20 protein-coding genes, 1 tRNA gene and 1 riboswitch are annotated in these 19,207 nt (G+C 67.7%); of the genes, 10 read left to right on the top strand and 11 right to left on the bottom strand.

What is annotated here, in order from left to right:
- The first annotated feature begins 96 nt into the window (after positions 1 to 96).
- On the top strand, positions 97 to 1,494 hold the full coding sequence (locus D7006_RS18640; protein WP_237354098.1) for a carbohydrate porin: 1,398 nt from the start codon (positions 97 to 99) through the stop codon (positions 1,492 to 1,494).
- Positions 1,495 to 1,781: 287 nt separating this feature from the next.
- On the opposite strand, the gene D7006_RS18635 is transcribed toward D7006_RS18640, so the two are convergent.
- Together D7006_RS18635 and D7006_RS18630 are read right to left on the bottom strand one after the other, a co-directional pair.
- Positions 1,782 to 1,967 (bottom strand): hypothetical protein, encoded by a 186-nt coding sequence (locus D7006_RS18635; RefSeq protein ID WP_237354097.1) that lies wholly within the window; start codon positions 1,965 to 1,967, stop codon positions 1,782 to 1,784.
- Positions 1,968 to 2,088: 121 nt separating this feature from the next.
- Positions 2,089 to 2,165 (bottom strand) — tRNA-Arg (locus D7006_RS18630).
- A gap of 441 nt (positions 2,166 to 2,606) precedes the next feature.
- Between D7006_RS18630 and D7006_RS18625 the strand changes: the two genes are divergently transcribed.
- The 5 genes from D7006_RS18625 to D7006_RS18605 all read left to right on the top strand — a co-directional run bounded on the left by D7006_RS18625 (position 2,607) and on the right by D7006_RS18605 (position 8,080).
- Positions 2,607 to 3,272 carry a hypothetical protein gene (locus tag D7006_RS18625; RefSeq protein WP_237354096.1) on the top strand — a complete coding sequence of 222 codons (666 nt, stop codon included), beginning with the start codon at positions 2,607 to 2,609 and terminating at the stop codon, positions 3,270 to 3,272.
- Positions 3,273 to 3,280: 8 nt separating this feature from the next.
- Positions 3,281 to 4,843 carry a M48 family metalloprotease gene (locus D7006_RS18620; RefSeq protein WP_237354095.1) on the top strand — a complete coding sequence of 521 codons (1,563 nt, stop codon included), beginning with the start codon at positions 3,281 to 3,283 and terminating at the stop codon, positions 4,841 to 4,843.
- Positions 4,844 to 4,945: 102 nt separating this feature from the next.
- Complete coding sequence (locus D7006_RS18615; protein ID WP_024280440.1) at positions 4,946 to 5,470, top strand: universal stress protein; 525 nt, start codon at positions 4,946 to 4,948, stop codon at positions 5,468 to 5,470.
- Between the two features lie 329 nt (positions 5,471 to 5,799).
- The gene (gene rpsA / locus D7006_RS18610; RefSeq protein WP_237354094.1) at positions 5,800 to 7,518 is read left to right on the top strand and encodes a 30S ribosomal protein S1; all 1,719 of its coding nucleotides are present in this window, start codon (positions 5,800 to 5,802) and stop codon (positions 7,516 to 7,518) included.
- A gap of 157 nt (positions 7,519 to 7,675) precedes the next feature.
- Positions 7,676 to 8,080: a hypothetical protein gene (locus tag D7006_RS18605; protein ID WP_169124009.1), complete on the top strand. Its 405-nt coding sequence runs from the start codon at positions 7,676 to 7,678 to the stop codon at positions 8,078 to 8,080.
- A 154-nt stretch (positions 8,081 to 8,234) separates the two neighbouring features.
- Here D7006_RS18605 and D7006_RS18600 read toward each other — a convergent pair whose 3' ends face one another.
- The 6 genes from D7006_RS18600 to D7006_RS18575 form a co-directional block, all read right to left on the bottom strand.
- Positions 8,235 to 8,987, bottom strand: coding sequence for a carbonic anhydrase (locus D7006_RS18600; RefSeq protein ID WP_237354093.1), 753 nt, complete (start codon positions 8,985 to 8,987; stop codon positions 8,235 to 8,237).
- Between the two features lie 92 nt (positions 8,988 to 9,079).
- Positions 9,080 to 9,661, bottom strand: a complete 582-nt coding sequence (locus D7006_RS18595; RefSeq protein ID WP_237354092.1) for a thiamine phosphate synthase — start codon at positions 9,659 to 9,661, stop codon at positions 9,080 to 9,082.
- Between the two features lie 50 nt (positions 9,662 to 9,711).
- The gene (locus D7006_RS18590) at positions 9,712 to 10,503 is read right to left on the bottom strand and encodes a thiazole synthase (protein ID WP_168460040.1); all 792 of its coding nucleotides are present in this window, start codon (positions 10,501 to 10,503) and stop codon (positions 9,712 to 9,714) included.
- Between the two features lie 54 nt (positions 10,504 to 10,557).
- The gene (thiS, locus tag D7006_RS18585; RefSeq protein WP_237354091.1) at positions 10,558 to 10,764 is read right to left on the bottom strand and encodes a sulfur carrier protein ThiS; all 207 of its coding nucleotides are present in this window, start codon (positions 10,762 to 10,764) and stop codon (positions 10,558 to 10,560) included.
- Between the two features lie 5 nt (positions 10,765 to 10,769).
- Entirely contained in the window at positions 10,770 to 11,975 is a 1,206-nt protein-coding gene (gene thiO / locus D7006_RS18580) for a glycine oxidase ThiO (protein WP_237354090.1), read from the bottom strand.
- A riboswitch (TPP riboswitch) is annotated at positions 11,964 to 12,063 on the bottom strand. (Overlaps the previous gene by 12 nt.)
- A gap of 61 nt (positions 12,064 to 12,124) precedes the next feature.
- Positions 12,125 to 12,337 (bottom strand): Trm112 family protein, encoded by a 213-nt coding sequence (locus D7006_RS18575; protein ID WP_024280433.1) that lies wholly within the window; start codon positions 12,335 to 12,337, stop codon positions 12,125 to 12,127.
- Between the two features lie 195 nt (positions 12,338 to 12,532).
- On the opposite strand from D7006_RS18575, the gene D7006_RS18570 reads away from it, so the two are divergent.
- Complete coding sequence (locus tag D7006_RS18570; protein ID WP_237354089.1) at positions 12,533 to 13,420, top strand: DMT family transporter; 888 nt, start codon at positions 12,533 to 12,535, stop codon at positions 13,418 to 13,420.
- Positions 13,421 to 13,483: 63 nt separating this feature from the next.
- Here D7006_RS18570 and D7006_RS18565 read toward each other — a convergent pair whose 3' ends face one another.
- Entirely contained in the window at positions 13,484 to 14,518 is a 1,035-nt protein-coding gene (locus tag D7006_RS18565) for an aspartate-semialdehyde dehydrogenase (protein WP_169124003.1), read from the bottom strand.
- A 244-nt stretch (positions 14,519 to 14,762) separates the two neighbouring features.
- Here D7006_RS18565 and D7006_RS18560 point away from each other — a divergent pair, with 244 nt between their 5' ends.
- From D7006_RS18560 to cysW, 3 genes are all read left to right on the top strand, one after another.
- On the top strand, positions 14,763 to 15,116 hold the full coding sequence (locus D7006_RS18560; protein WP_024280430.1) for a hypothetical protein: 354 nt from the start codon (positions 14,763 to 14,765) through the stop codon (positions 15,114 to 15,116).
- Positions 15,117 to 15,304: 188 nt separating this feature from the next.
- The gene (gene cysT / locus D7006_RS18555) at positions 15,305 to 16,171 is read left to right on the top strand and encodes a sulfate ABC transporter permease subunit CysT (RefSeq protein WP_237354088.1); all 867 of its coding nucleotides are present in this window, start codon (positions 15,305 to 15,307) and stop codon (positions 16,169 to 16,171) included.
- Positions 16,171 to 17,043: a sulfate ABC transporter permease subunit CysW gene (cysW, locus tag D7006_RS18550; RefSeq protein ID WP_237354087.1), complete on the top strand. Its 873-nt coding sequence runs from the start codon at positions 16,171 to 16,173 to the stop codon at positions 17,041 to 17,043. The genes cysT and cysW overlap by 1 nt, the downstream gene beginning before the upstream one ends.
- A 70-nt stretch (positions 17,044 to 17,113) precedes the next feature.
- Here cysW and rpe read toward each other — a convergent pair whose 3' ends face one another.
- On the bottom strand, positions 17,114 to 17,806 hold the full coding sequence (gene rpe, locus D7006_RS18545) for a ribulose-phosphate 3-epimerase (protein WP_024280427.1): 693 nt from the start codon (positions 17,804 to 17,806) through the stop codon (positions 17,114 to 17,116).
- Between the two features lie 275 nt (positions 17,807 to 18,081).
- Entirely contained in the window at positions 18,082 to 19,146 is a 1,065-nt protein-coding gene (gene fba, locus D7006_RS18540) for a class II fructose-bisphosphate aldolase (protein ID WP_024280426.1), read from the bottom strand.
- Positions 19,147 to 19,207: the final 61 nt, after the last annotated feature.

Raw genomic sequence — 19,207 nt, 5'->3', positions numbered from 1 at the left:
TCTTTTTGTTCGGACAGGTCCGACAGGCGCGAAAACGTGCATTCTACGCAGGCGATTCTGCGTTTTCTGTAGGCTCTCTGGATGGGAAAAGAGCGGATGAGGCGGCCGGAGCGATCTGAGGATCGACGTCGCCGGGCCTGCGGCCGGATGGTGCAGGCGCGGCTCGCTCTCATTCCAGCGCTTTTGATATCCGCCGCAGCTCCGGGGCTCGCGGGCGATCTCGCGGCGGGCGGCACCGCGGCGTCCACCGTCGCACAGGACGATTTCCAGACCCGACCCTATTTCTTCGGGGATCTGGGACGGAGCCGGCTGAAGGAGCTGGGGATCGACATCTCCGGCGGGCTGGTCAACGAGACGGTCGGGAATCTTTCGGGCGGCACGCAACAGACGGGCGCCAATGCCGGCCAAGCCTCCATCCAGGCCCTCTTCGACATGGAGAAGCTGGCCAACATCACCGGCGGCACGTTCGGCATCACACTCGTGGGCCGTTGGGGCGACAACCTCGCGGAAGTCGCCAACATTCCGGCGCTGATGCTGATGAACGAAGTCTATGGCCGCGGCAATATCGTCCGCCTCGTGGACTTCCACTACAATCAGGCCTTGTTCGATGGTGCCGTAGACATCAAGGTCGGCCGCCTCGCCGTCGGCGCCGATTTCGGCTTCGAGCGCTGCGACTTCATCAATCTGACCTTCTGCGGGTCGGTTCCGGGAAATATCGTCGGAAACTATATTTTCAACTGGCCGGTCAGCCAGTGGGGTGGCGTCCTGAAGGTCCATCTCACCGATGACCTGACCTTTTCGGCCGCCGTCTACGACGAAAATCAGACCTACCTGTCCGTTCAGGCGAAATGGGCGCTGCTGCCCAGCTGGCCGTCCGGTTCCGAGGGGGCGCTGGTGCCCCTGGAGCTGAAATGGACTCCGACGCTCTGGAATCTGTCGGGCACCTACAAGATCGGCGGATGGTTCGATACCGCGACCGTGGATAACGCCGTCACGAGCATCAACGGGCAGCCCCAGCTCGTCTCGGGGCTGCCCTATGCGCAGGACTATGGGCGCTACGGCTTCTATGTTTCCTTCATCCAGCAGCTGACCGGGAATGCCCAGGGGCCGAACCCGAAGCAGGGATTGTGGAGCTTCTTCAACTTCACCTATGCCGACCCGCGGACCTCCACCACGCTCTATCAGGTGGCATGGGGGCTTCAGCAGCACGGCACGTTCGCAGGCCGGCCCGATGATGAGATCGGCTTCGCCATCGGAACGACCGGCATCAATCCACGGCTCGCGACGGCGCAGACCGAGGCCAACTGGCTGGGTCTCGGCCCTGGCTACGTGCAGCACAACGAATATGTGCTGGAAGCCTATTACGGCTTCCAGGCAACGGGCTGGCTGAACCTGAAGGCCTCGCTGCAATACGTCATCGATCCCGGCGGCTACTCCTCGCCGGTCAACGAAAACGCCTGGGTGGTGGGCCTTCGTACGACGGTGGCCTTCTGAGGGGCCGCCCGAACGTCATCAGTTCATGGCTGGGGGAACGGCCCCGACGGGCGGTCATGCGGGGTCACGATCATTCTCGGGTTCGAGAGCTGGCACCCGCCGACAGCCGCCAGCACTACGGCCATGATCACCACGCGCCCGATCCTGCCCATTCTCGCCCCCAACCTTGCTTCTGCAACCATAGCGTTATGACCGTCGCGGAACATGCGACCAAGTAGCATGACGCAATGGCGCAGATCGTCAGCCGGGTACGGCGCGGGAGGATGGGCATCCCGCGCACGACCCAGCTAGAAGCGCCATGCCAGGTTGGCCTGGACGGCATTGACCGTCACGCTGTCCGCGAACTGGCCGACATAGGCCATGCCGAGGCGGACCTGTTCGCCGATGCGCAGGTCGGCGCCCACCTTCACCAACGCGGTGTTCTGCGCCAGCGGCACGCCGGCGACGGTGAAGTTCGGGACGCAACGTCTCATAGGTCGTCGACGAAGACGGCAGGGGTTCGGCGAGCGCGTTCCGCGCAAGGCTTCCGGCGCCCAGGCCCATGGCGACGAGCCCGAGCGCGCGAAGGTTATGTGGTTAAGTCATTGAAAAATATGGTGTCCCGGAAGGGATTCGAACCCCTGACCTGCGGTTTAGGAAACCGCTGCTCTATCCTGCTGAGCTACCGGGACACGCCCTCCTTCTAAATCGCGGCACGCCGGGAGGGAAGGGGCCGGATGGCGGCTTCCCCGTCCGAGTCTGGAGGCGGAGGCGGGCGTAAGGCGGCGTAAGGACAGTTGATCGGGCCGGGCTTCAATCCGGAGGGTGGTTGCCGCTATCGTCCTTGCATGACGCAGGGCCAATTATCAGCGCGCGCAGGGAGGCTGCACCACCCGCATTCATTGCGGACGATGGCGCATCTTCTGGCGGTGGGCGGTCTCGCCCTTGCCGGTGGGCTGGGCCTCGAAACCGTCTCCCCTGCCGCCGCCCGGCCCGCCCAAAGGGCTGCCGTCCCGGCGCCGGTGGATTGCGCAGGCGGCGGGACGGAGGCGGCTGGGAGCGCCGCGCGCTGGAGCGATGCGGGGGCGCTGGCTCTCGCCGACGGCCGGAGACTCGCCCCGGAAGGCATCGCCTTGCCGACCCGCCTCTCGCCCGATCCGCAGGTGCTCACGGTCGCGGCGGATGCGGCGGCTTCGGTGCTCGAGGGCTGCGCGGTCGCGCCCGTTTCTGCCGCGCTCGATCGTCACGGCCGGCTTGGCGGGACGGCGCGGCTCGTCTGCCCGGCAGCGGGAGAGGCCCGGGGGGAGGATCTTGCCACGGCGCTGGTTCGGGCTGGGGCAGGCTACGCCACGGCGGAAGGTGATACCGCGTGTGCCACCCAGCGCCTTTCGGCCGAAGCGGAGGCGCGCAGCGCCCGCCGGGGCATCTGGAGCTTGGCCACGGCGGTCGCCCCGGCCGGGGACGAGAAGGTCATGGCGGAACGGCGTGGCCTTTATTCCGTTACTGAAGGGCGGGTGCTGGCCGCCGGCGGACGTGACCGGATTTTTCTCAATTTCGGGGCAAGCTGGAAGCAAGATTTCACTGTCATGCTGAAGAGGGAGGATTTCGCCACAATCTTGGGCGATAGGCTCGATCCTGCCATCTTGCGCGGAGCCCTTATCCAGGTAAGGGGCGTCGTCCGTGAGGAAGGTGGACCGGCCATGGCGCCGCGGCGGCAGGGCGAGGTGCTGCGCATCGAGGGCAAGGTCGAATCCCTGCCCGATGCCCAGGCGCTGCCGTCGAGGCGCCGGGAGCGGTGAACGGATGCATGAGGTGCTGGGTGCGTGAGGCGCTGAGAGGGCAGGGTGCGGCGAGGCGGGTTCGGGCGGAAGCGCCTGCGCGCGCGCTTGCCCGGCGCTCCGGCCTACGCGCGCTGCTCGCCTGTGCGGCCGTCGCCTTCCCCTTGTGGCTCACCGGATGCGCCGGCATCGACCTTGATCAGGTGAGCGTGCCGCTCGCCTCCACCAGCCCGGCGTCCGAATTCGCCGACATGTCGCCCAGCCAGCGGCGCGAGCATGAAAAGCTCGTGGCGAGCTATGGCGGCGCCTATGACGATCCCGAGCTGAAGGCACTGATCCAGAAGGTGGTCGAGCGCCTCGTCGCGGCCTCCGAGCGCCCGGACCTGAAATATCGCGTCACCGTGCTTAACTCGCCGGCCATCAACGCCTTCGCGTTGCCGGACGGTTCGCTCTACGTGACCCGCGGCCTGCTGGCTCTGGCCAACGATACGTCCGAGCTGTCCTCCGTGCTCGCCCACGAGATGGCCCACGTCATCGCCCGCCACGCCACCATCCGCGAGGACCAGGTGAAGCAGGCGGTGCTGGTGAGCCGCGTCATCTCGGACGTGGTGAACGACCCCGATCTCGGCGCGCTCGCCATGCAGAAGAGCCGGCGCACGCTGGCCTCGTTCAATCGCGGGCAGGAGCTGGAGGCGGATGCCATCGGGGTCGGCATCGCCGCGCGCGCCGGCTTCGATCCCTATGGCGCCTCGCGCTTCCTGACAGACATGGGCCGTTTCTCGGAGATCAAGAGCACGGCCTTCTCGGGCTCGTCCTCGACCACGCCGGACATGGACTTCCTGTCGTCCCATCCGGCGACGCCCGAGCGCATTTCCATCGCCATCGCCAATGCCCGCCAATATGCCCCGGCGGCGGGGCCGTCGGATGGTGAGCGGGACCGCAGCGCCTATTTCAATGTCATCAACGGTATGGTCTTTGGCGACGATCCCAAGGAAGGCTTCGTCCGCGGCCGCAAGTTCCTGCATCCCAAGCTCGGCTTCACCTTCACCGCGCCGGAGGGCTTCTCGCTGGAGAACACCTCCCAGGCGGTGCTCGGCGCCACCCAGACCGGCCGCGAGGCGCTGAGGCTCGATGCCGTGCGCATCCCGGCCGATCAGTCCCTGGCGCAATATCTCTCCTCGGGCTGGATCGACGGGGTGGAGATCAACACGGTCGAATCGCTCACCGTGAACGGCTTCAGTGCGGCGACGGCGGTGGCGCGCGGCGACCAGTGGTCGTTCCGCATGTTCGCCATCCGCTTCGGCTCCGACGTCTACCGCCTGATCTTCGCTGCCCGCGAGCTGACGCCGGATCTGGACAAGCAGTTCCGCGCCGCCGCCGACACCTTCCGCCGCGTCTCCTCCGGCGAGGCGGACACGGTGAAGCCGCTGCGCGTGCGCATCGTCCAGGTGGGGCTCGGCGACAATGTGGAGAAGATCGCCGGCAAGATGCAGGTGCCCGACCGCCCGGTGGAGCGCTTCCTCATCCTCAACGGACTCGATGCCAATGCCCGGCTGAAATATGGCGAGAAGGTCAAGATCATCGCCGACTGAGCGGCGGGTGCCCCGCTTGCCGCTCCCGGCGATTTGATGGCGCGCAAGCCGCTTCGCCGCCCGCCGCTGCTATGATCGCGGCTCTCGTTGCGGGAGGGAGCCATGTACAAGAAGATTCTCGTCGCCACCGATGGCTCCGCGTTGTCGGACCTTGCGGTCTCCCACGCGGTCGCGCTCGCCGCGGCGCTCCACGCGGCGCTTGTGATCGTCACGGCCAGCGAGCGCTTCCATCTCTTCAGCACCGAGGCCGACCAGATCGCCGACACGGAAGCCGAGTACCGGCGCCAGACCGGGCGAAAGGCCGAGGCCGTGCTCGCCCGCGCCGCCGATACCGCCGCCGCGGCCGGCGTCGAGGCGAAGCGGGTGCATGTGGAGGACGACCAGCCCTTCCACGGCATCATCTCCACCGCCGAAGCCGAGGGCTGTGACCTGATCGTGATGGCCTCCCACGGCCGCCGGGGCCTGTCCGCCGTGGTGCTGGGCAGCGAGACCACCAAGGTACTCACCCACTCCGGCATTCCCGTGCTGGTGGTGCGGGAGGAGGTGGCGCCCGCCATCCAGGCCAGCCCCACCGGCGGCGTGGAATGGCCCGAGCCCAGCCCGGCCTTCTTCGCCCCCGGCCGCTGAACGCGCCTTCCCGACGGCCGGCCTTGCGCGAGCCCTTGCGCCAGCGGGGTTTTTGCCCTATGTGAGCCCGGTCCGTGGCCGCGCTCCCTCAAGCGGGGAGCCGCCCGGGTGGGCAGGGACCGGCGGTATACGCGGTCCTGATCGTCGGAGGCAGCCCGCCCTGGCTTTCTGTGAGCGCGCATCGACACTCAATTCATCGTCCGTGCCGCCCGGCCTTCGCGCCGGCCCGCCGCTTTTGCGGCGGCCGTTCGTCATTTCTTGAATGGCGGACATCCGAGCGGTTCGGGCCTCGCAACACGAGATGCCGGCGCAGCAAGTCTGGAGCGTGAATGTCCGCCGTAGAAACCACCCGTGAGGATTTTGCCGCCCTGCTCGACGAGAGCTTCGGCCGTGCCGATACCAATGAAGGTTCGGTGGTCAAGGGCATCGTGGTCGCCATCGAGAAGGATCTGGCGATCATCGATATCGGCCTGAAGACGGAAGGGCGCGTGGCCCTGCGCGAGTTCGCCGGCCCCGGCCGCGAGAACGCCATCAAGGTGGGTGACGAGGTCGAGGTCTATCTCGAGCGCGTCGAGAACGCCATGGGCGAAGCCGTCCTCTCGCGCGACAAGGCGCGCCGCGAGGAGAGCTGGGTCAAGCTCGAGAAGGCCTTCACGGCCAACGAGAAGGTCTTCGGCGTGATCTTCAACCAGGTGAAGGGCGGCTTCACCGTCGATCTCGACGGCGCCGTGGCCTTCCTGCCGCGCTCCCAGGTGGACATCCGCCCGATCCGCGACGTCGGCCCGCTGATGCACAACCAGCAGCCCTTCCAGATCCTCAAGATGGATCGTCGCCGCGGCAACATCGTCGTGTCCCGCCGCACCGTGCTGGAAGAGACCCGCGCCGAGCAGCGCCACGAGCTGGTGCAGAACCTCGAAGAGGGTCAGGCCATCGACGGCGTGGTCAAGAACATCACCGATTACGGTGCGTTCGTTGACCTCGGCGGCATCGACGGCCTGCTGCACGTCACCGACATCGCCTGGCGCCGCGTGAACCACCCGACCGAGGTGCTCAACATCGGCCAGACGGTGAAGGTCAAGATCATCAAGATCAACCACGAGACCCACCGCATCTCGCTCGGCATGAAGCAGCTTCTGGGCGATCCCTGGGAGGGCATCGAGGCCAAGTATCCGGTGGAGGCCCGCTTCAAGGGTCGCGTCACCAACATCACCGACTACGGCGCGTTCGTGGAGCTGGAGCCCGGCATCGAGGGCCTCATCCACGTCTCCGAGATGAGCTGGACCAAGAAGAACGTCCACCCCGGCAAGATCGTCTCCACCTCCCAGGAGGTTGAGGTTCAGGTGCTGGAAGTGGATTCGGCCAAGCGCCGCATCTCCCTCGGCCTCAAGCAGACCCTCCAGAACCCCTGGGAGGCCTTCGCCGAGAAGTATGCGCCCGGCGCCGTGGTGGAAGGCGAGGTCAAGAACAAGACCGAGTTCGGCCTGTTCCTCGGCCTCGACGGCGATGTGGACGGCATGGTCCATCTCTCCGACCTCGACTGGAACCGTCCGGGCGAGCAGGTGATCGACGAATACCGCAAGGGCGACATGGTGAAGGCCGTGGTGCTCGACGTGGACGTCGAGAAGGAGCGCATCTCCCTCGGCATCAAGCAGCTGGCCGGCGATCCCTTCGCCGACGCAGGCGAGGTGAAGAAGGGCGCTGTCGTGACCTGCGAAGTCACCGACGTGAAGGACGGCGGCATCGAGGTGAAGCTCACCGGCACCGACCTCTCCGCCTTCATCAAGCGCTCCGAGCTCGCTCGCGACCGCAACGACCAGCGCCCCGAGCGCTTCTCGGTCGGCGACAAGCTCGACGCCCGCGTCACCCTGTTCGACCGCAAGGCGCGCAAGGTGCAGGTCTCCATCAAGGCGATGGAGATCGCGGAAGAGCGTGAGGCCGTGGCCCAGTTCGGCTCGCAGGATTCGGGCGCTTCGCTCGGCGACATCCTGGGTGCCGCGCTGAAGCAGCGCGCCGCCGACACCGCCGACGAGGCCGACAAGGAGGACTGATCGCCTCTCGCGATCGGACCATCCGCAAGAATGAAGGGCCGGTGCGTTGCACCGGCCCTTTTTTTCAACCCATGCGCCATTCAGACGCCGCCGGGCGTTCTTGTGTCGGGATCAGCGCGGAAGTATCCAAGTCTGGTTTGTCAATGGGAGGTTTGCCATGAAGCGCAGGATGATTTCCCTCGGCGTCGTCGCCGCGGTCTCGCTCGCCGCCACGGGTTCGGCCTTCGCCCTCACCGGCAAGGAATTCCTGTCCAAGTACAACAAGGACAAGGACAACACCGTCGAGATCGTCGAGGCCATCGACCTCGGCACCAAGGTGTTCAAGGCCATTAATCCCGACAAGGACAAGACCCTCGAGGCCGCCGAGACCAAGGGCCGGCTGACCGACGAGGACTGGGCCGCCGTGAACAAGGACGGCGACAAGACGCTGGAGCTGGACGAGTGGCTCATCATCGTGCGCAAGCGCTTCAATGACGCCGACGCCAACAAGGACGGCAAGCTGACCGAGGCGGAGCTCGATGCTCCCGCCGGCCAGCAACTGCTTCTGCTCATCGCCAAGTGACGTAAGCTTGACGTAAGCTTGACGTAAGCTTGACGTGAGCTTGACGCGAGCTTGACTCGCGCCTGATGCGGTCGGGGAGGGCGTGGCGTCCTCCCCCCGATGGAAAGTACCTGGGCGCGCCGCCATGGCGGCGCCTCCCGCCCCTCGCTTCGTCTCAGTTGAGGCGCAGCAGGAAGCGCCGGTTCACCGCCTGCAGCGGGCGGGCGTTCATGGGGAAGATGGCGCGGAAGGCGTCGATGTCCGCCTGCGCCACTTCGATTGGCGCCCCGAACACGTTCCAGTCCACGATTTCCGAGCAGGGCGGGGTGGTCAGAGACCCCTCGTAGCGATAGGTGCCGCGGGCCGACGGCAGGAAGCCGGCCGGATCGAGCGGGGCGGCCAGCGTCTTGTCCCCGGCGTTGCGCGGCGCGGCGGCCATGAGCGAGGAAAAGGCGGCATTGGCCGCGCCGGGCACCATGAAGACGCCGGCCACCAGAAGCCCGCCCTCAGGCGCCGCATGAACGAAATGCGCTTCCATGGCGGTGCGCTTGCCGTCGATCGCGTGCTCGCTCGGGGCGTGGAAGTGGAACTGCTTGAGGGCGTAGGTCTTGCCGCCCATGGTGGCGGTGCCGCCGTCGCCGGTCACGTCCGCCTGGATCGTGTGGCCGTTGTTCACGACCTTGTAGGCGAACGGCTTCCACGCGAGTACGGGGCCGGCGCTCTCTGCCTTGACCGCGCCTTCGAGATTGATGGGCGACTGCTGGGTGCCCACCGAGCAGGCCGAGAAGCCCTTCTCCAGCGAGCCCCATTCCTGCGGGCCGCCGTGGCCCTCATAGGTCCAGTGCGCCCCCTCGGACGCCCGGGCCGCGCTTGCGCAGACCGGGCAGGCGACAAGGCCCGCAAGCAGCGTGCGGCGGTTCATGGTCATTGGATTGCCCCTTCTTTGGCGGTTTCCCCCACTGTGGCCAAGCTTAACAGCGCCGGGGATGCACGCAAAAGCCGAGACTGTTCCGCGATGGATCAGATTGCCGATGGCGCGCGCGCGGCGAGAGCGGCGAAGGCGGCTCGTGGATCGTCCGCGCGCATGATTCCGCCCATGATCGCGACACCTTTGGCTCCGGCGGCAAGGCAGGTCGGTGCCGCTTCTGCGTCGATGCCGGCGAGGGCGACCACCGGCACGGCGCTCGTGCGGGCGAAGGCGGACAGCCCTTCAAGCCCCAGCGCCGGCCCGTGTCCCGGCTTGGACCGGGTGAGGAAAACGGGACTCGCCGTGATGTAGTCCAGCGCGGTTGGATCCGCTGCGGCTGCTTCCACAAGGGTGTGAGTGGACAAGCCGATCAATGCCCCCGGCCCAAGAAGTGCCCGCGCCGCCTTCGCGTCCCCGCCGCCGGAGAGGTGCACGCCGTCCGCGCCAGCGGCCAGCGCCAGCTCGGGGAAGCCATGCAGCGTCAGGCGGGCGCCGAAGGGCAAGGTTGCGGCGCGCAGGCGGGCGAAGAGGGCGATCTGCTCGGCGGCCGGCAGATCCTTCTCCCGCAGGCTCACCCATCTGCACCCGCCGGCACAGGCCGAGGCCACCACGTCCGCCAGATCACCCCGCGCCAATGTGCGGTCGGTGATGAGGAGCAGAGGCGGCGTCGGCAGAGAAGGCAGGGTCAGCTCCCGACGAGGCCGAACTCGGGGCTGGAGGCTTCCGCGTGCAGCTTGCGCGGGATGCGGCCGGCGAGGCGCGCAAGGCGGCCGGCCTCCACCGCGTGGCGGAAGGCGGTGGCCATGCGCACCGGATCGAGCGCCTTGGAGACGGCGGTGTTGAGCAGCACCGCCGAGCAGCCCAGCTCCATGGCGAGCGCTGCGTCGGACGCCGTGCCGATGCCGGCGTCGAGCACGACCGGGACAGGCGAGCGGGAGCAGATCAGCTCGATCATGTGCGGGTTGGCGATGCCGAGCCCGGTGCCGATCATGGAGCCCAGCGGCATCACCGTCGCCGCGCCGAGATCGGCGAGCTTCTGGCAGGTGACGGGATCGTCGTTGCAATAGGGCAGCACGACGAAGCCGCGGGAGACCAGCTCCTCGGTGGCCTTCAGCAGCTCCTCCACATTGGGATAGAGCAGCTCGCGGTCGCCGATGACCTCCAGCTTCACCCAGTCCGTCTCCAGCGCCTCGCGCGCGAGCTCCGCGGTGAGCACGGCATCCTTGGCGGTCTGGCAGCCGGCGGTGTTGGGCAGGATGTGGACGCGGCCGGTGAGGAGGTCGGTCAGGCTTTCCTCGTATCCGGCGAGGCTGATGCGGCGGATGGAGGCCGTCGCCATCTCGCTGCCCGAGGCGGCGAGGGCATCGAGGAACACCTTCTGGTTGGGATAGCCCGCCGTGCCGAGGAACAGCCGCGAGGAGAAGGTGCGGCCGGCAATGACGAGGGGGTCGGCGTTGGGGTTCTGGAACGCGCTCATGGTGTTTCTTCCCGGCGCCCGCCGAGGGGCACCTTGTTCTGTTCGGCCCGGGGCTCAGCCGCCCTGCTTGGCCTCGATGATTTCCACGGCGTCGCCTGCGGAAAGGCGTGCCTCGGTCCAGGTGCGGCGGGGCACCACGGTGCCGTTCACCGCCACGGCGATGCCCTTGCGCTCCGGCTCAAGCCCTTTGGCGACGAGCAGATCGGCGACGGTGGCCACGGGATGCGCCTCCTCGGCGCCGTTCACCTTCAGGGCGAGCACGGCGTTCACTCCGCCGCCGCGCGCGGCGGGCCGAAGCGCTCCGCGCCGAAGGGCAGGGCTACGTCCGCGATCTTGCCGCCCAGGATGTGGTCGGCGATCATCTGCGTGGTCACCGGCAGCAGGAGGATGCCGTTGCGGTGATGGCCGGTGGCGTAGACGAGGCCGTCCACCTCCGGGCTCGGGCCGAGGATGGGGGCGTCGTCCCGGCTGCCGGGGCGGAAGCCGACCCATTGCTCAACGATGCTCAGCTCCTCCAGCGTCGGCAGTGCCCGCCACGCATTGGTGAGCAAAGCGAGCTGGCCGCCGGCTGTGAGGTCGGTGTCGAACCCCTTCTCCTCGGTGGTGGCGCCGATGATGAGCCGGCCGTCGCGCCGCGGCACGAGGTAGGAGCCAGGCGCCCACAGGACGTGGGAAAGGATCGGCGCGGCCGGGTCCATGCGCAGGGACAGCATCTGCCCCTTGATGGGGCGCACCGGCAGCGGCGTCGCCGGGGTGATGTCCACGCCCCGGCTCCACGCCCCGGCCGCGAGCACCACCACGTCGGCGGCATGGTGCGTCTCGCCGGTGACGATGCCGGTGGCGCGGCCGCCGGTCGTCTCCACGCGGCTGACGGGCGTGTTCTGGTGGATCGTCGCGCCGGCCTTGAGCGCGGCGATCTTCAGCGCGGCGGCAACCTTGCGGTTGTCCACCTGATGATCCTCGGGGCTCAGCACGCCGCCGGCGAGGCGGGGCGCGAGATAGGGCTCGCGCCGGCGCACCTCGGCGGCGGTGAGCCACTGCACGGGCAGGCCCAGCCCCTGCTGGAAGGCGTAAAGGTGGCGCAGCTTCGCGAGGTCGTCCGCCGTGAGGGCGATGGTGATGGTGCCCTCGGTGCGCAGGTCCACCGCCTCACCGGAGGCGCGCTCCAGCTCCGCCGCGAAGGCGGGCCAGAGGGTCTGGCTGGCGCGATTGAGGGCGAGCAGGCCCTCCTCGCCGGGCTCGGCCTCGGCGCAGGCGGCGAGCATGCCGGCGGCGGCGCGGCTCGCGCCTTCTCCGGTCTCGCCGGCCTCGAACAAATCCACCGGACAGCCGGCGTCGGCGAGGCGCCAGGCGAGGGCGAGGCCGATGACGCCGCCGCCGACGATGGCAACACGTGGTTTGGCCTTGCCCGCCGGTGCAGAGCCGGCTTGCGATGAAGGTGCGGATGTAAACTGCGACAAGCTCTCGCTCATCGGCATCTCCCTACGCTGGCATGATCCAGACAGGTTCGATGGGTGTGATCTCAGCCGCGCATGATGCGCGGCACCCCAGGCCGTGTCTGTTATTTACTCATGCCGGCCGCAGAACTGCAAGAGGCGGGGCGCCCGGGACGAGGCCGAGCTCAGCGGTTGAGTTCGCTTTCGTCCAGCTGGCGCGCCTCGTCGGCGAGCATGATCGGGATGCCGTCGCGGATGGGATAGGCGAGGCGGGCGGCGCGGGAGATCAGCTCCTGGCGCTCGCGATCATATTCCAGCGGCCCCTTGGTGAGGGGGCAGACCAGGATTTCGAGCAGCTTGGGGTCGACGTCGTGGCCGGGACGCTGGGACTGGATCATGTTCTCGCTCTTTGGTGCCGCGCGTTTCGAGGGCAAAGGTTCCGCGGCGCGCCACCATAGCGGCGGCGGGGTGGCCTTTCATCAGCGATTTTCGCGACATCACGGTCGCTGATGGGCATATCACGCGGTTTCGCTGTCTTTTCGACCGCACAGACCCTAATAAGCGCCCTTGGAACCGCGCCTCCCGGGAGCCCAATGGATCGACGCTTGGCCCTCGGGCTTCTTCTCGGTTTCGTCGCGGTCGTGATGTTCGGTGCGACCCTGCCGCTCACCCGCTTCGCGCTGCACGATTTCAGCCCCTGGTTCATCAGCTTCGGCCGCGCCGCCTTGGCCGGCTTCGCGGCGCTCGGGCTGGTGCTGGTGATGCGTCGGCCGTGGCCGTTCGGCCAGCGGGCCGTGCTGTGGCGCCTCGCCGTTTCCTCGGGCTGCCTGATCTTCGTGTTCCCGCTGGCCATCGGCGTTGCCACCCAGACGGTGCCGGCGGCCCATGGCGGCATCGTGCTCGGCCTTCTGCCCCTGTGCACGGCCATCGCCGCCATGCTGCTGGCCGGGGAACGGCCGGGCCTCGGCCTGTTCGCCGCGAGCGCTGTGGGGGCCGGGCTGGTGGTCGCCTTCGCCTTGCGCAACGGCGCGGGCGGCGCGCTGGGGATGGGCGATAGCCTTCTGTTCCTCGGCGTCATCGCCTGCGCCATCGGCTATGCCGTCTCGGGGGGCCTGGCGCGCACCATGTCGGGGTGGGAGGTGATCGCGTTCATGCTGATCCTCTGCCTGCCAGTGACGCTCCCGCTCGCGCTCCTCACCTTTCCATGGGGTGGCGCGGGCAGTGTGTCAGGCGCCTCCTGGGCGGCGCTGCTCTATCTCGGCCTCTTCAGCCAGCTCATCGGCTTCTTCTTCTGGAATGCCGGGCTCGCCATGGGCGGCATCGCCCGCGTCGGGCAGATGCAGCTCCTGCAGACCTTCGTGACGGTGGGGCTCGCCTGGCCCATCAATGGCGAGGTGCCGGACGCGGAGACCGTGGCCTTCGCCGCGGGCGTGGCGCTGGTGGTCGCGGTGGCGCAGCGCACCCGCTCGCGGCCGCGCTGATCCCGCAAAAGCAAACGGCCCGCCGAAGCGGGCCGTTCGTCATTTTCCAGAATGCCGGAAGGCTCAGGCCGCCTTGGAACGGGCGGTGATGAGCTTGCGGTTCACCAGCACCTCGGCGATCTGCACCGCATTCAGCGCGGCGCCCTTGCGCAGGTTGTCCGACACGCACCAGAAGGCGATGCCGTTGTCCACGGTCGGGTCGTCGCGCAGGCGCGAGATGTAGGTCGCGTCCTCGCCGGCCGCCTCGTGGGGGGTGGCGTAGCCGCCCGGCTCACGGGTGTCGATGACGAGGATGCCGGGCGCCTCGCGCAGGATCTTGCGCGCGTCGTCGGCGGAGAGCTCCTTCTCGAACTCCACGTTCACCGCCTCGGAGTGGGAGATGAAGACCGGCACGCGGACGCAGGTGGCCGTGAGCTTGATCTTTGGGTCGAGAATCTTCTTGGTCTCGGCCACCATCTTCCACTCTTCCTTGGTGAAACCGTCGTCCATGAAGACGTCGATCTGCGGGATGAGGTTGAAGGCGATGCGCTTGGGGAACTTCTTCGGCTCCACCGGATCGGAGACGAAGACGGCCCGCGTCTGGGTGAACAGCTCGTCCATGGCGTCCTTGCCGGCACCGGAGACGGACTGGTAGGTGGAGACCACCACGCGCTTGATGGTCGCGGCGTCATGCAGCGGCTTCAGCGCGACGACGAGCTGCGCCGTGGAGCAGTTGGGATTGGCGATGATGTTCTTCTTGGAGAAGCCGACGATGGCGTCCGCGTTCACCTCGGGAACGATCAGGGGCACGTCCGGGTCCATGCGCCATTGGGAGGAATTGTCGATGACGACGCAGCCCTGCGCTCCGATCTTCGGCGACCACTCCTTGGACACGGCTCCACCGGCCGACATCAGGCAGATGTCGGTGTCGGAGAAGTCGTAGGTCTCAAGCGCCTTCACCTTGAGGGTTTTATCGCCGTAGGAGACTTCCACGCCCTGCGACTTTCGCGAGGCGAGCGCGACGACCTCGTCCGCGGGGAAGCCCCGCTCGTCGAGGATCGAGAGAATCTCCCGGCCCACGTTGCCCGTGGCGCCGACGACGGCGACCTTGTAACCCATGATGTTCCTCGGATGTATCGGCCCATGCGGCCGAAGACCGTGCTTTTAGGCCGAACCCCTTGGCCTTGCAAATCGAAGATTCGCGATCAGGCACGGCACCGGCGCATTCAACTGTTGCGTCAACGCAACGCGCCGGCGTCGAGAAGGCGGGAACATGGCACCAAGCCGGCGGGTTTCCTTGCGCAGGGGACAAACGTCTATTAATCCAGTCAAGGTCGGCCCAGCGCCGATCTGGGAGGATGCCATGGGTTTCGCGTCGTTCACCACCTTCGCTGCTTTCGCCCGTTCGGGCCTGAAGACGGCGCTCTCGGTGTCGCTGGCGGCGGCAGCCATTGCGGCGACCACCGGTGCTTTCTCCATCGCTTCCGCCGACAGCGCCGAGGCGCAGACGGTCAAGAAGCGCAACCGTATCGTGGTGGAGCGCCGCTCCTATCTCGATGCCGGCACGGTGGTGAAGCCCGGCTCCAAGTCGTATCTCGATTACGCGCTGCCGCCCGGCTACTTCTACCCGACCTATGGACCCACGGCCGCCGGTCCCGGCCCCATCACCGGCCTGCGCTGGCCGCTGCCGGGCGCCTTCGACCTGCCGGGCTTCTGAGCCAAGGCTGCCGAAGAAGACGGAAGGGGCCGCCTCGCGGCCCTTTTTTGTGGGGTGAAATCACAGCGTTTTCGCGGTATTTAATTTTTATCCCGGCCAAGCATGACATTTTCGCTTGTGCGCGCCATAACGGCCGTATGCCGCGACGTCGGCCCGACCTTCCAGCGCAAGATGCCCCTTAAGAGCCCATGCCCCGCCCCCGCTTCGCGCTGCCGATGCTGAGCCGCCAGCCCCGCCGCAGCGTCATTCCGGGCTTTCGGCTCTCGCTCGGCCTGGCACTTCTCTATCTCGGCCTCATCGTGCTCCTGCCCATCGGCGCGCTGCTGCTGAAGGCGGCGGACGTGGGCTTCGATCGCTACATCGCCATCATCACCTCGCCGCGCACGCTCGCCTCCTTCCAGGTGACGCTGACCACGGCGGCTCTGGCGGCGCTGTTCAACGCCATCTATGGCCTCGCCCTCGCCTGGGTGCTGGTGCGCTACGAGTTTCCCGGCAAGCGCCTGCTGGATGCCATGGTGGATGTGCCCTTCGCCTTGCCCACGGCGGTGGCGGGCCTCGCATTGACGGCGCTGTTCGCCAAGAACGGGTGGTTCGGCGCGCCGCTGGCGCAGTGGGGGATACAGGTGGCCTACGCCCCGGCCGGCATCGTCTGCGCCATGGCCTTCACCTCCATCCCCTTCGTGGTGCGCACCGTGCAGCCGGTGCTGGAGGACATGGAGCCAGAGCTGGAGGAGGCGGGCGCGACGCTGGGCGCGAGCGACCTCACCATCTTCCGCCGCATCATCTTCCCCACCATCTTCCCGGCCTTCCTCGCCGGCACGTCGCTGGCCTTCGCCCGTTCGCTCGGGGAATTCGGCGCGGTGGTGTTCATCGCCGGCAACCAGCCGTTCCGCACCGAGATCGTGGCGCTGCTCACCTTCATCCGGCTGGAGGAATATGACTACGCCGCCGCCGCCGCCATCGCCGTCACCATGCTTGGCCTCGCCTTCGTCATGCTGCTGATCGTGAACGCCGTGCAGGCGTGGCACCAGAAGTTCGCCATGGGGGATGCCTGATGGCGCATCCCGTGAACCGCCACCGCCTGCGCGTCGGCGACGGCGCGGTGACCCGCTCGGTGATTCTCACCCTGGTGCTGGCGACCACCGCTCTGGCGCTCATCGCGCCGCTGGCCGTCATCTTCGCCGAGGCGTTCGCGCGCGGCCTGCCCACCTATCTCGAAGCGCTCGCCCGGCCGGATACGCTGCACGCGGTGGGGCTGACGCTGCTCACCGCCCTCGTCTGCGTGCCGCTCAATACCGCCTTCGGCATCGCCGCCGCTTGGGCGGTGACGAAATTCTCCTTCCGCGGGCGCAACCTGCTGCTGGCGGTGGCGGAGCTGCCCTTCTCCATCTCGCCCATCGTGGCGGGCGTCGCCTATCTCTTCGTCTATGGGGCGCAGGGGCTGTTCGGGCCGTTTCTGCAGGCACACGACATCAAGATCATGTTCGCCGTGCCGGCCATCATCCTCGCCAGCCTGTTCGTGACCGCGCCGTTCGTGCTGCGCGAGCTGGTGCCGCTGATGATGGCGCAGGGGCGGGACGAGGAGGAGGCGGCGGTGAGCCTGGGCGCCTCGGGCTTCGACGTGCTGCGGCTCGTCACCCTGCCCAATGTGAAGTTCGCGCTACTCTATGGGGCGGCCCTGTGTAATGCGCGGGTGATGGGCGAGTTCGGCGCCGTCTCCATCGTCTCCGGCAACATCCGCGGCCAGACCTCGACCCTGCCGTTGCAGATCGAGCTGCTCTACCAGGACAGCCACGCCGTCGCCGCCTTCGCCGCCGCGACGGTCCTGGTAGGCGTCGCTTTGTTCACGCTGGTGGCGAAATATCTGATCGAGCGGGCGGAGCGGGCGCGGGGCGAGATCGTCGCGCCGCGCCGGCCGGGACACTGAGGCCGACGGCACCGGTCTTCGACCGCCGCCGGATGGGGTCTCTCAGGTGCCGCGCGGGCTTGCGCCCACGTCAGGCCGCAGCGGCTGTGCCGGTGGCGGCGGCGATCTCGCGCTTCATGGCGGCGATGGTCGCGGCATAGTCCTTGGCGCCGTAGATGGCGCTGCCGGCGACGAAGGTGTCCGCCCCCGCGGCGGCGATGGCGCCGATATTGTCCACCTTCACCCCGCCGTCGATCTCAAGACGGATGTCGCGGCCCGAGGCGTCGATGCGCTCGCGAATGGCCTTCAGCTTGTCGAGCGCCGAGGGAATGAAGGCCTGCCCGCCGAAGCCGGGGTTCACCGACATGACCAGCACGAGGTCGAGGGCGTCCAGCGTGTAGTCCAGCACCGAGAGGGGGGTGGCCGGGTTCAGCACCAGGCCGGCCTTCACGCCCTTGGAGCGGATGAGCTGGAGCGAGCGGTCCACATGCTCGGAGGCTTCCGGGTGGAAGGAGATGAGGTCGGCGCCGGCCGCGGCAAAGGCCTCGATCATCCCGTCTACCGGCTTCACCATCAGGTGCACGTCCACGAACGCCTTGGTCGCCTTGCGCAGCGACTGGAGGATCAGCGGGCCGATGGTGAGGTTGGGGACATAATGGTTGTCCATCACGTCGAAATGGATCCACTCGGCGCCGCCCTCGAGCACCGCATCCACCTCGGCGCCGAGGCGGGTGAAGTCCGCCGAGAGGATGGAGGGGGCGATGATCGGATAGGCGCGGGCCATGGGGATCTCTCCTTGACGACTGGATAGGGCGGGGCGCGTTCTCGTGCCCCGGCCGACTGGAGTGCCAGTGGAAGGAGAGCCGGGGCCCAGCGCAATAGTGCGCCGAAGGCGGCTCCCTTCATGACCCTCGCAGACATGAGCCTGCTGCGCAGGACCCTTCCCTGGACCCCGGATCAGCGCTCCAGCTGCGCTGTCGCTTGTCCGGGGAACGAGGCAGCCGTGGCTGCCTCAGGCACTCCTATAGGCACGGCGCCCGGTGGGCGCCAGCCGTCGCCTCAATGCACAACCTGCGCGAGCTCGCCGGATGCATAGCGCTTGGCCATCTCGTCCAGCTCGATGGCCCGGATCTTTTCGGCCTTGCCGGCGGAGCCGAAGGCCTCGAAGCGGGCGATGCAGACCTTCTTCGCCTCTTCCATGGCGGCGGCCATGAACTTGCGCGGGTCGAACTCGGACTTGTTCTTGGCTCCGACGCGGCGGATGGCGGCGGTCATGGCGAGGCGGATGTCGGTGTCGATGTTCACCTTGCGCACGCCGTAGCGGATACCTTCCTGGATCTCCTCCACCGGTACGCCGTAGGTCTCCTTGATGTCGCCGCCATAGGTGCGGATTTCCTCAAGCAGTTCCTGCGGCACCGAGGACGAGCCGTGCATCACCAGATGGGTGGTGGGGATGCGCTGGTGGATCGCCTTGATGCGGTCGATGGCGAGGATGTCGCCGGTGGGCTTGCGCGTGAACTTGTAGGCGCCGTGGGAGGTGCCGATGGCGATGGCCAGCGCATCGCACTGGGTGGCCTTCACGAACTGGGCCGCCTCGTCCGGATCGGTGAGCAGCTTGGAATGGTCGAGGGCCTCCTCGGCGCCGTGGCCGTCCTCGGCCTCGCCCTTGCCGGTCTCCAGCGAGCCGAGGCAGCCGAGTTCGCCCTCCACCGACACGCCCACCGCATGGGCCAGCTCCACCACCTTGGCGGTGACGGAGACGTTGTAGTCGTAGTCGGCGGGGGTCTTGCCGTCTTCCTTCAGGGAGCCGTCCATCATCACCGAGGAGAAGCCGGACTTGATGGCACCCATGCACACGGCGGGAGAGGCGCCATGGTCCTGGTGCATCACCACCGGGATTTCGGGATAGGCCTCCACGGCGGCGGCGATGAGATGGCGCAGGAAGGGCTCGCCGGCATATTTGCGCGCGCCGGCCGAGCCCTGGAGGATGACGGGCGACGAGGTGGCGCGGGCGGCGTCCATGATCGCCTTCACCTGCTCCATGTTGTTCACGTTGAAGGCCGGCAGTCCGTAGGAATGCTCCGCCGCATGGTCGAGCAGCTGGCGCATGGAAACGAGGGCCATAGTCCTCTCCTCTTCAAAGTTCAGGTCGGCGCCGCGATGCGCGCGCCATGGTTCCGTTCGC

Source organism: Xanthobacter sp. YC-JY1 (assembly GCF_021730305.1).
Lineage (GTDB): Bacteria > Pseudomonadota > Alphaproteobacteria > Rhizobiales > Xanthobacteraceae > Xanthobacter > Xanthobacter flavus.
The sequence above is the reverse complement of the archived record's forward strand: the minus strand, read 5'-3'. Positions and strand labels throughout refer to the sequence as shown.

What these genes read in the sequence shown, in the direction of transcription:
- D7006_RS18620 (WP_237354095.1), top strand. Translation starts at nt 3,281, where the DNA reads ATGAGGTGCTGGGTGCGTGAGGCGCTGAGAGGGCAGGGTGCGGCGAGG.
- D7006_RS18615 (WP_024280440.1), top strand. Translation starts at nt 4,946, where the DNA reads ATGTACAAGAAGATTCTCGTCGCCACCGATGGCTCCGCGTTGTCGGAC.
- fba (WP_024280426.1), bottom strand. Translation starts at nt 19,146, where the DNA reads ATGGCCCTCGTTTCCATGCGCCAGCTGCTCGACCATGCGGCGGAGCAT.
- D7006_RS18565 (WP_169124003.1), bottom strand. Translation starts at nt 14,518, where the DNA reads ATGGGTTACAAGGTCGCCGTCGTCGGCGCCACGGGCAACGTGGGCCGG.
- D7006_RS18560 (WP_024280430.1), top strand. Translation starts at nt 14,763, where the DNA reads ATGGGTTTCGCGTCGTTCACCACCTTCGCTGCTTTCGCCCGTTCGGGC.
- D7006_RS18640 (WP_237354098.1), top strand. Translation starts at nt 97, where the DNA reads ATGAGGCGGCCGGAGCGATCTGAGGATCGACGTCGCCGGGCCTGCGGC.
- cysT (WP_237354088.1), top strand. Translation starts at nt 15,305, where the DNA reads ATGCCCCGCCCCCGCTTCGCGCTGCCGATGCTGAGCCGCCAGCCCCGC.
- D7006_RS18570 (WP_237354089.1), top strand. Translation starts at nt 12,533, where the DNA reads ATGGATCGACGCTTGGCCCTCGGGCTTCTTCTCGGTTTCGTCGCGGTC.
- thiO (WP_237354090.1), bottom strand. Translation starts at nt 11,975, where the DNA reads ATGAGCGAGAGCTTGTCGCAGTTTACATCCGCACCTTCATCGCAAGCC.
- D7006_RS18590 (WP_168460040.1), bottom strand. Translation starts at nt 10,503, where the DNA reads ATGAGCGCGTTCCAGAACCCCAACGCCGACCCCCTCGTCATTGCCGGC.
- D7006_RS18600 (WP_237354093.1), bottom strand. Translation starts at nt 8,987, where the DNA reads ATGACCATGAACCGCCGCACGCTGCTTGCGGGCCTTGTCGCCTGCCCG.
- D7006_RS18605 (WP_169124009.1), top strand. Translation starts at nt 7,676, where the DNA reads ATGAAGCGCAGGATGATTTCCCTCGGCGTCGTCGCCGCGGTCTCGCTC.
- D7006_RS18635 (WP_237354097.1), bottom strand. Translation starts at nt 1,967, where the DNA reads ATGAGACGTTGCGTCCCGAACTTCACCGTCGCCGGCGTGCCGCTGGCG.
- D7006_RS18575 (WP_024280433.1), bottom strand. Translation starts at nt 12,337, where the DNA reads ATGATCCAGTCCCAGCGTCCCGGCCACGACGTCGACCCCAAGCTGCTC.
- rpsA (WP_237354094.1), top strand. Translation starts at nt 5,800, where the DNA reads ATGTCCGCCGTAGAAACCACCCGTGAGGATTTTGCCGCCCTGCTCGAC.
- rpe (WP_024280427.1), bottom strand. Translation starts at nt 17,806, where the DNA reads ATGGCCCGCGCCTATCCGATCATCGCCCCCTCCATCCTCTCGGCGGAC.
- cysW (WP_237354087.1), top strand. Translation starts at nt 16,171, where the DNA reads ATGGCGCATCCCGTGAACCGCCACCGCCTGCGCGTCGGCGACGGCGCG.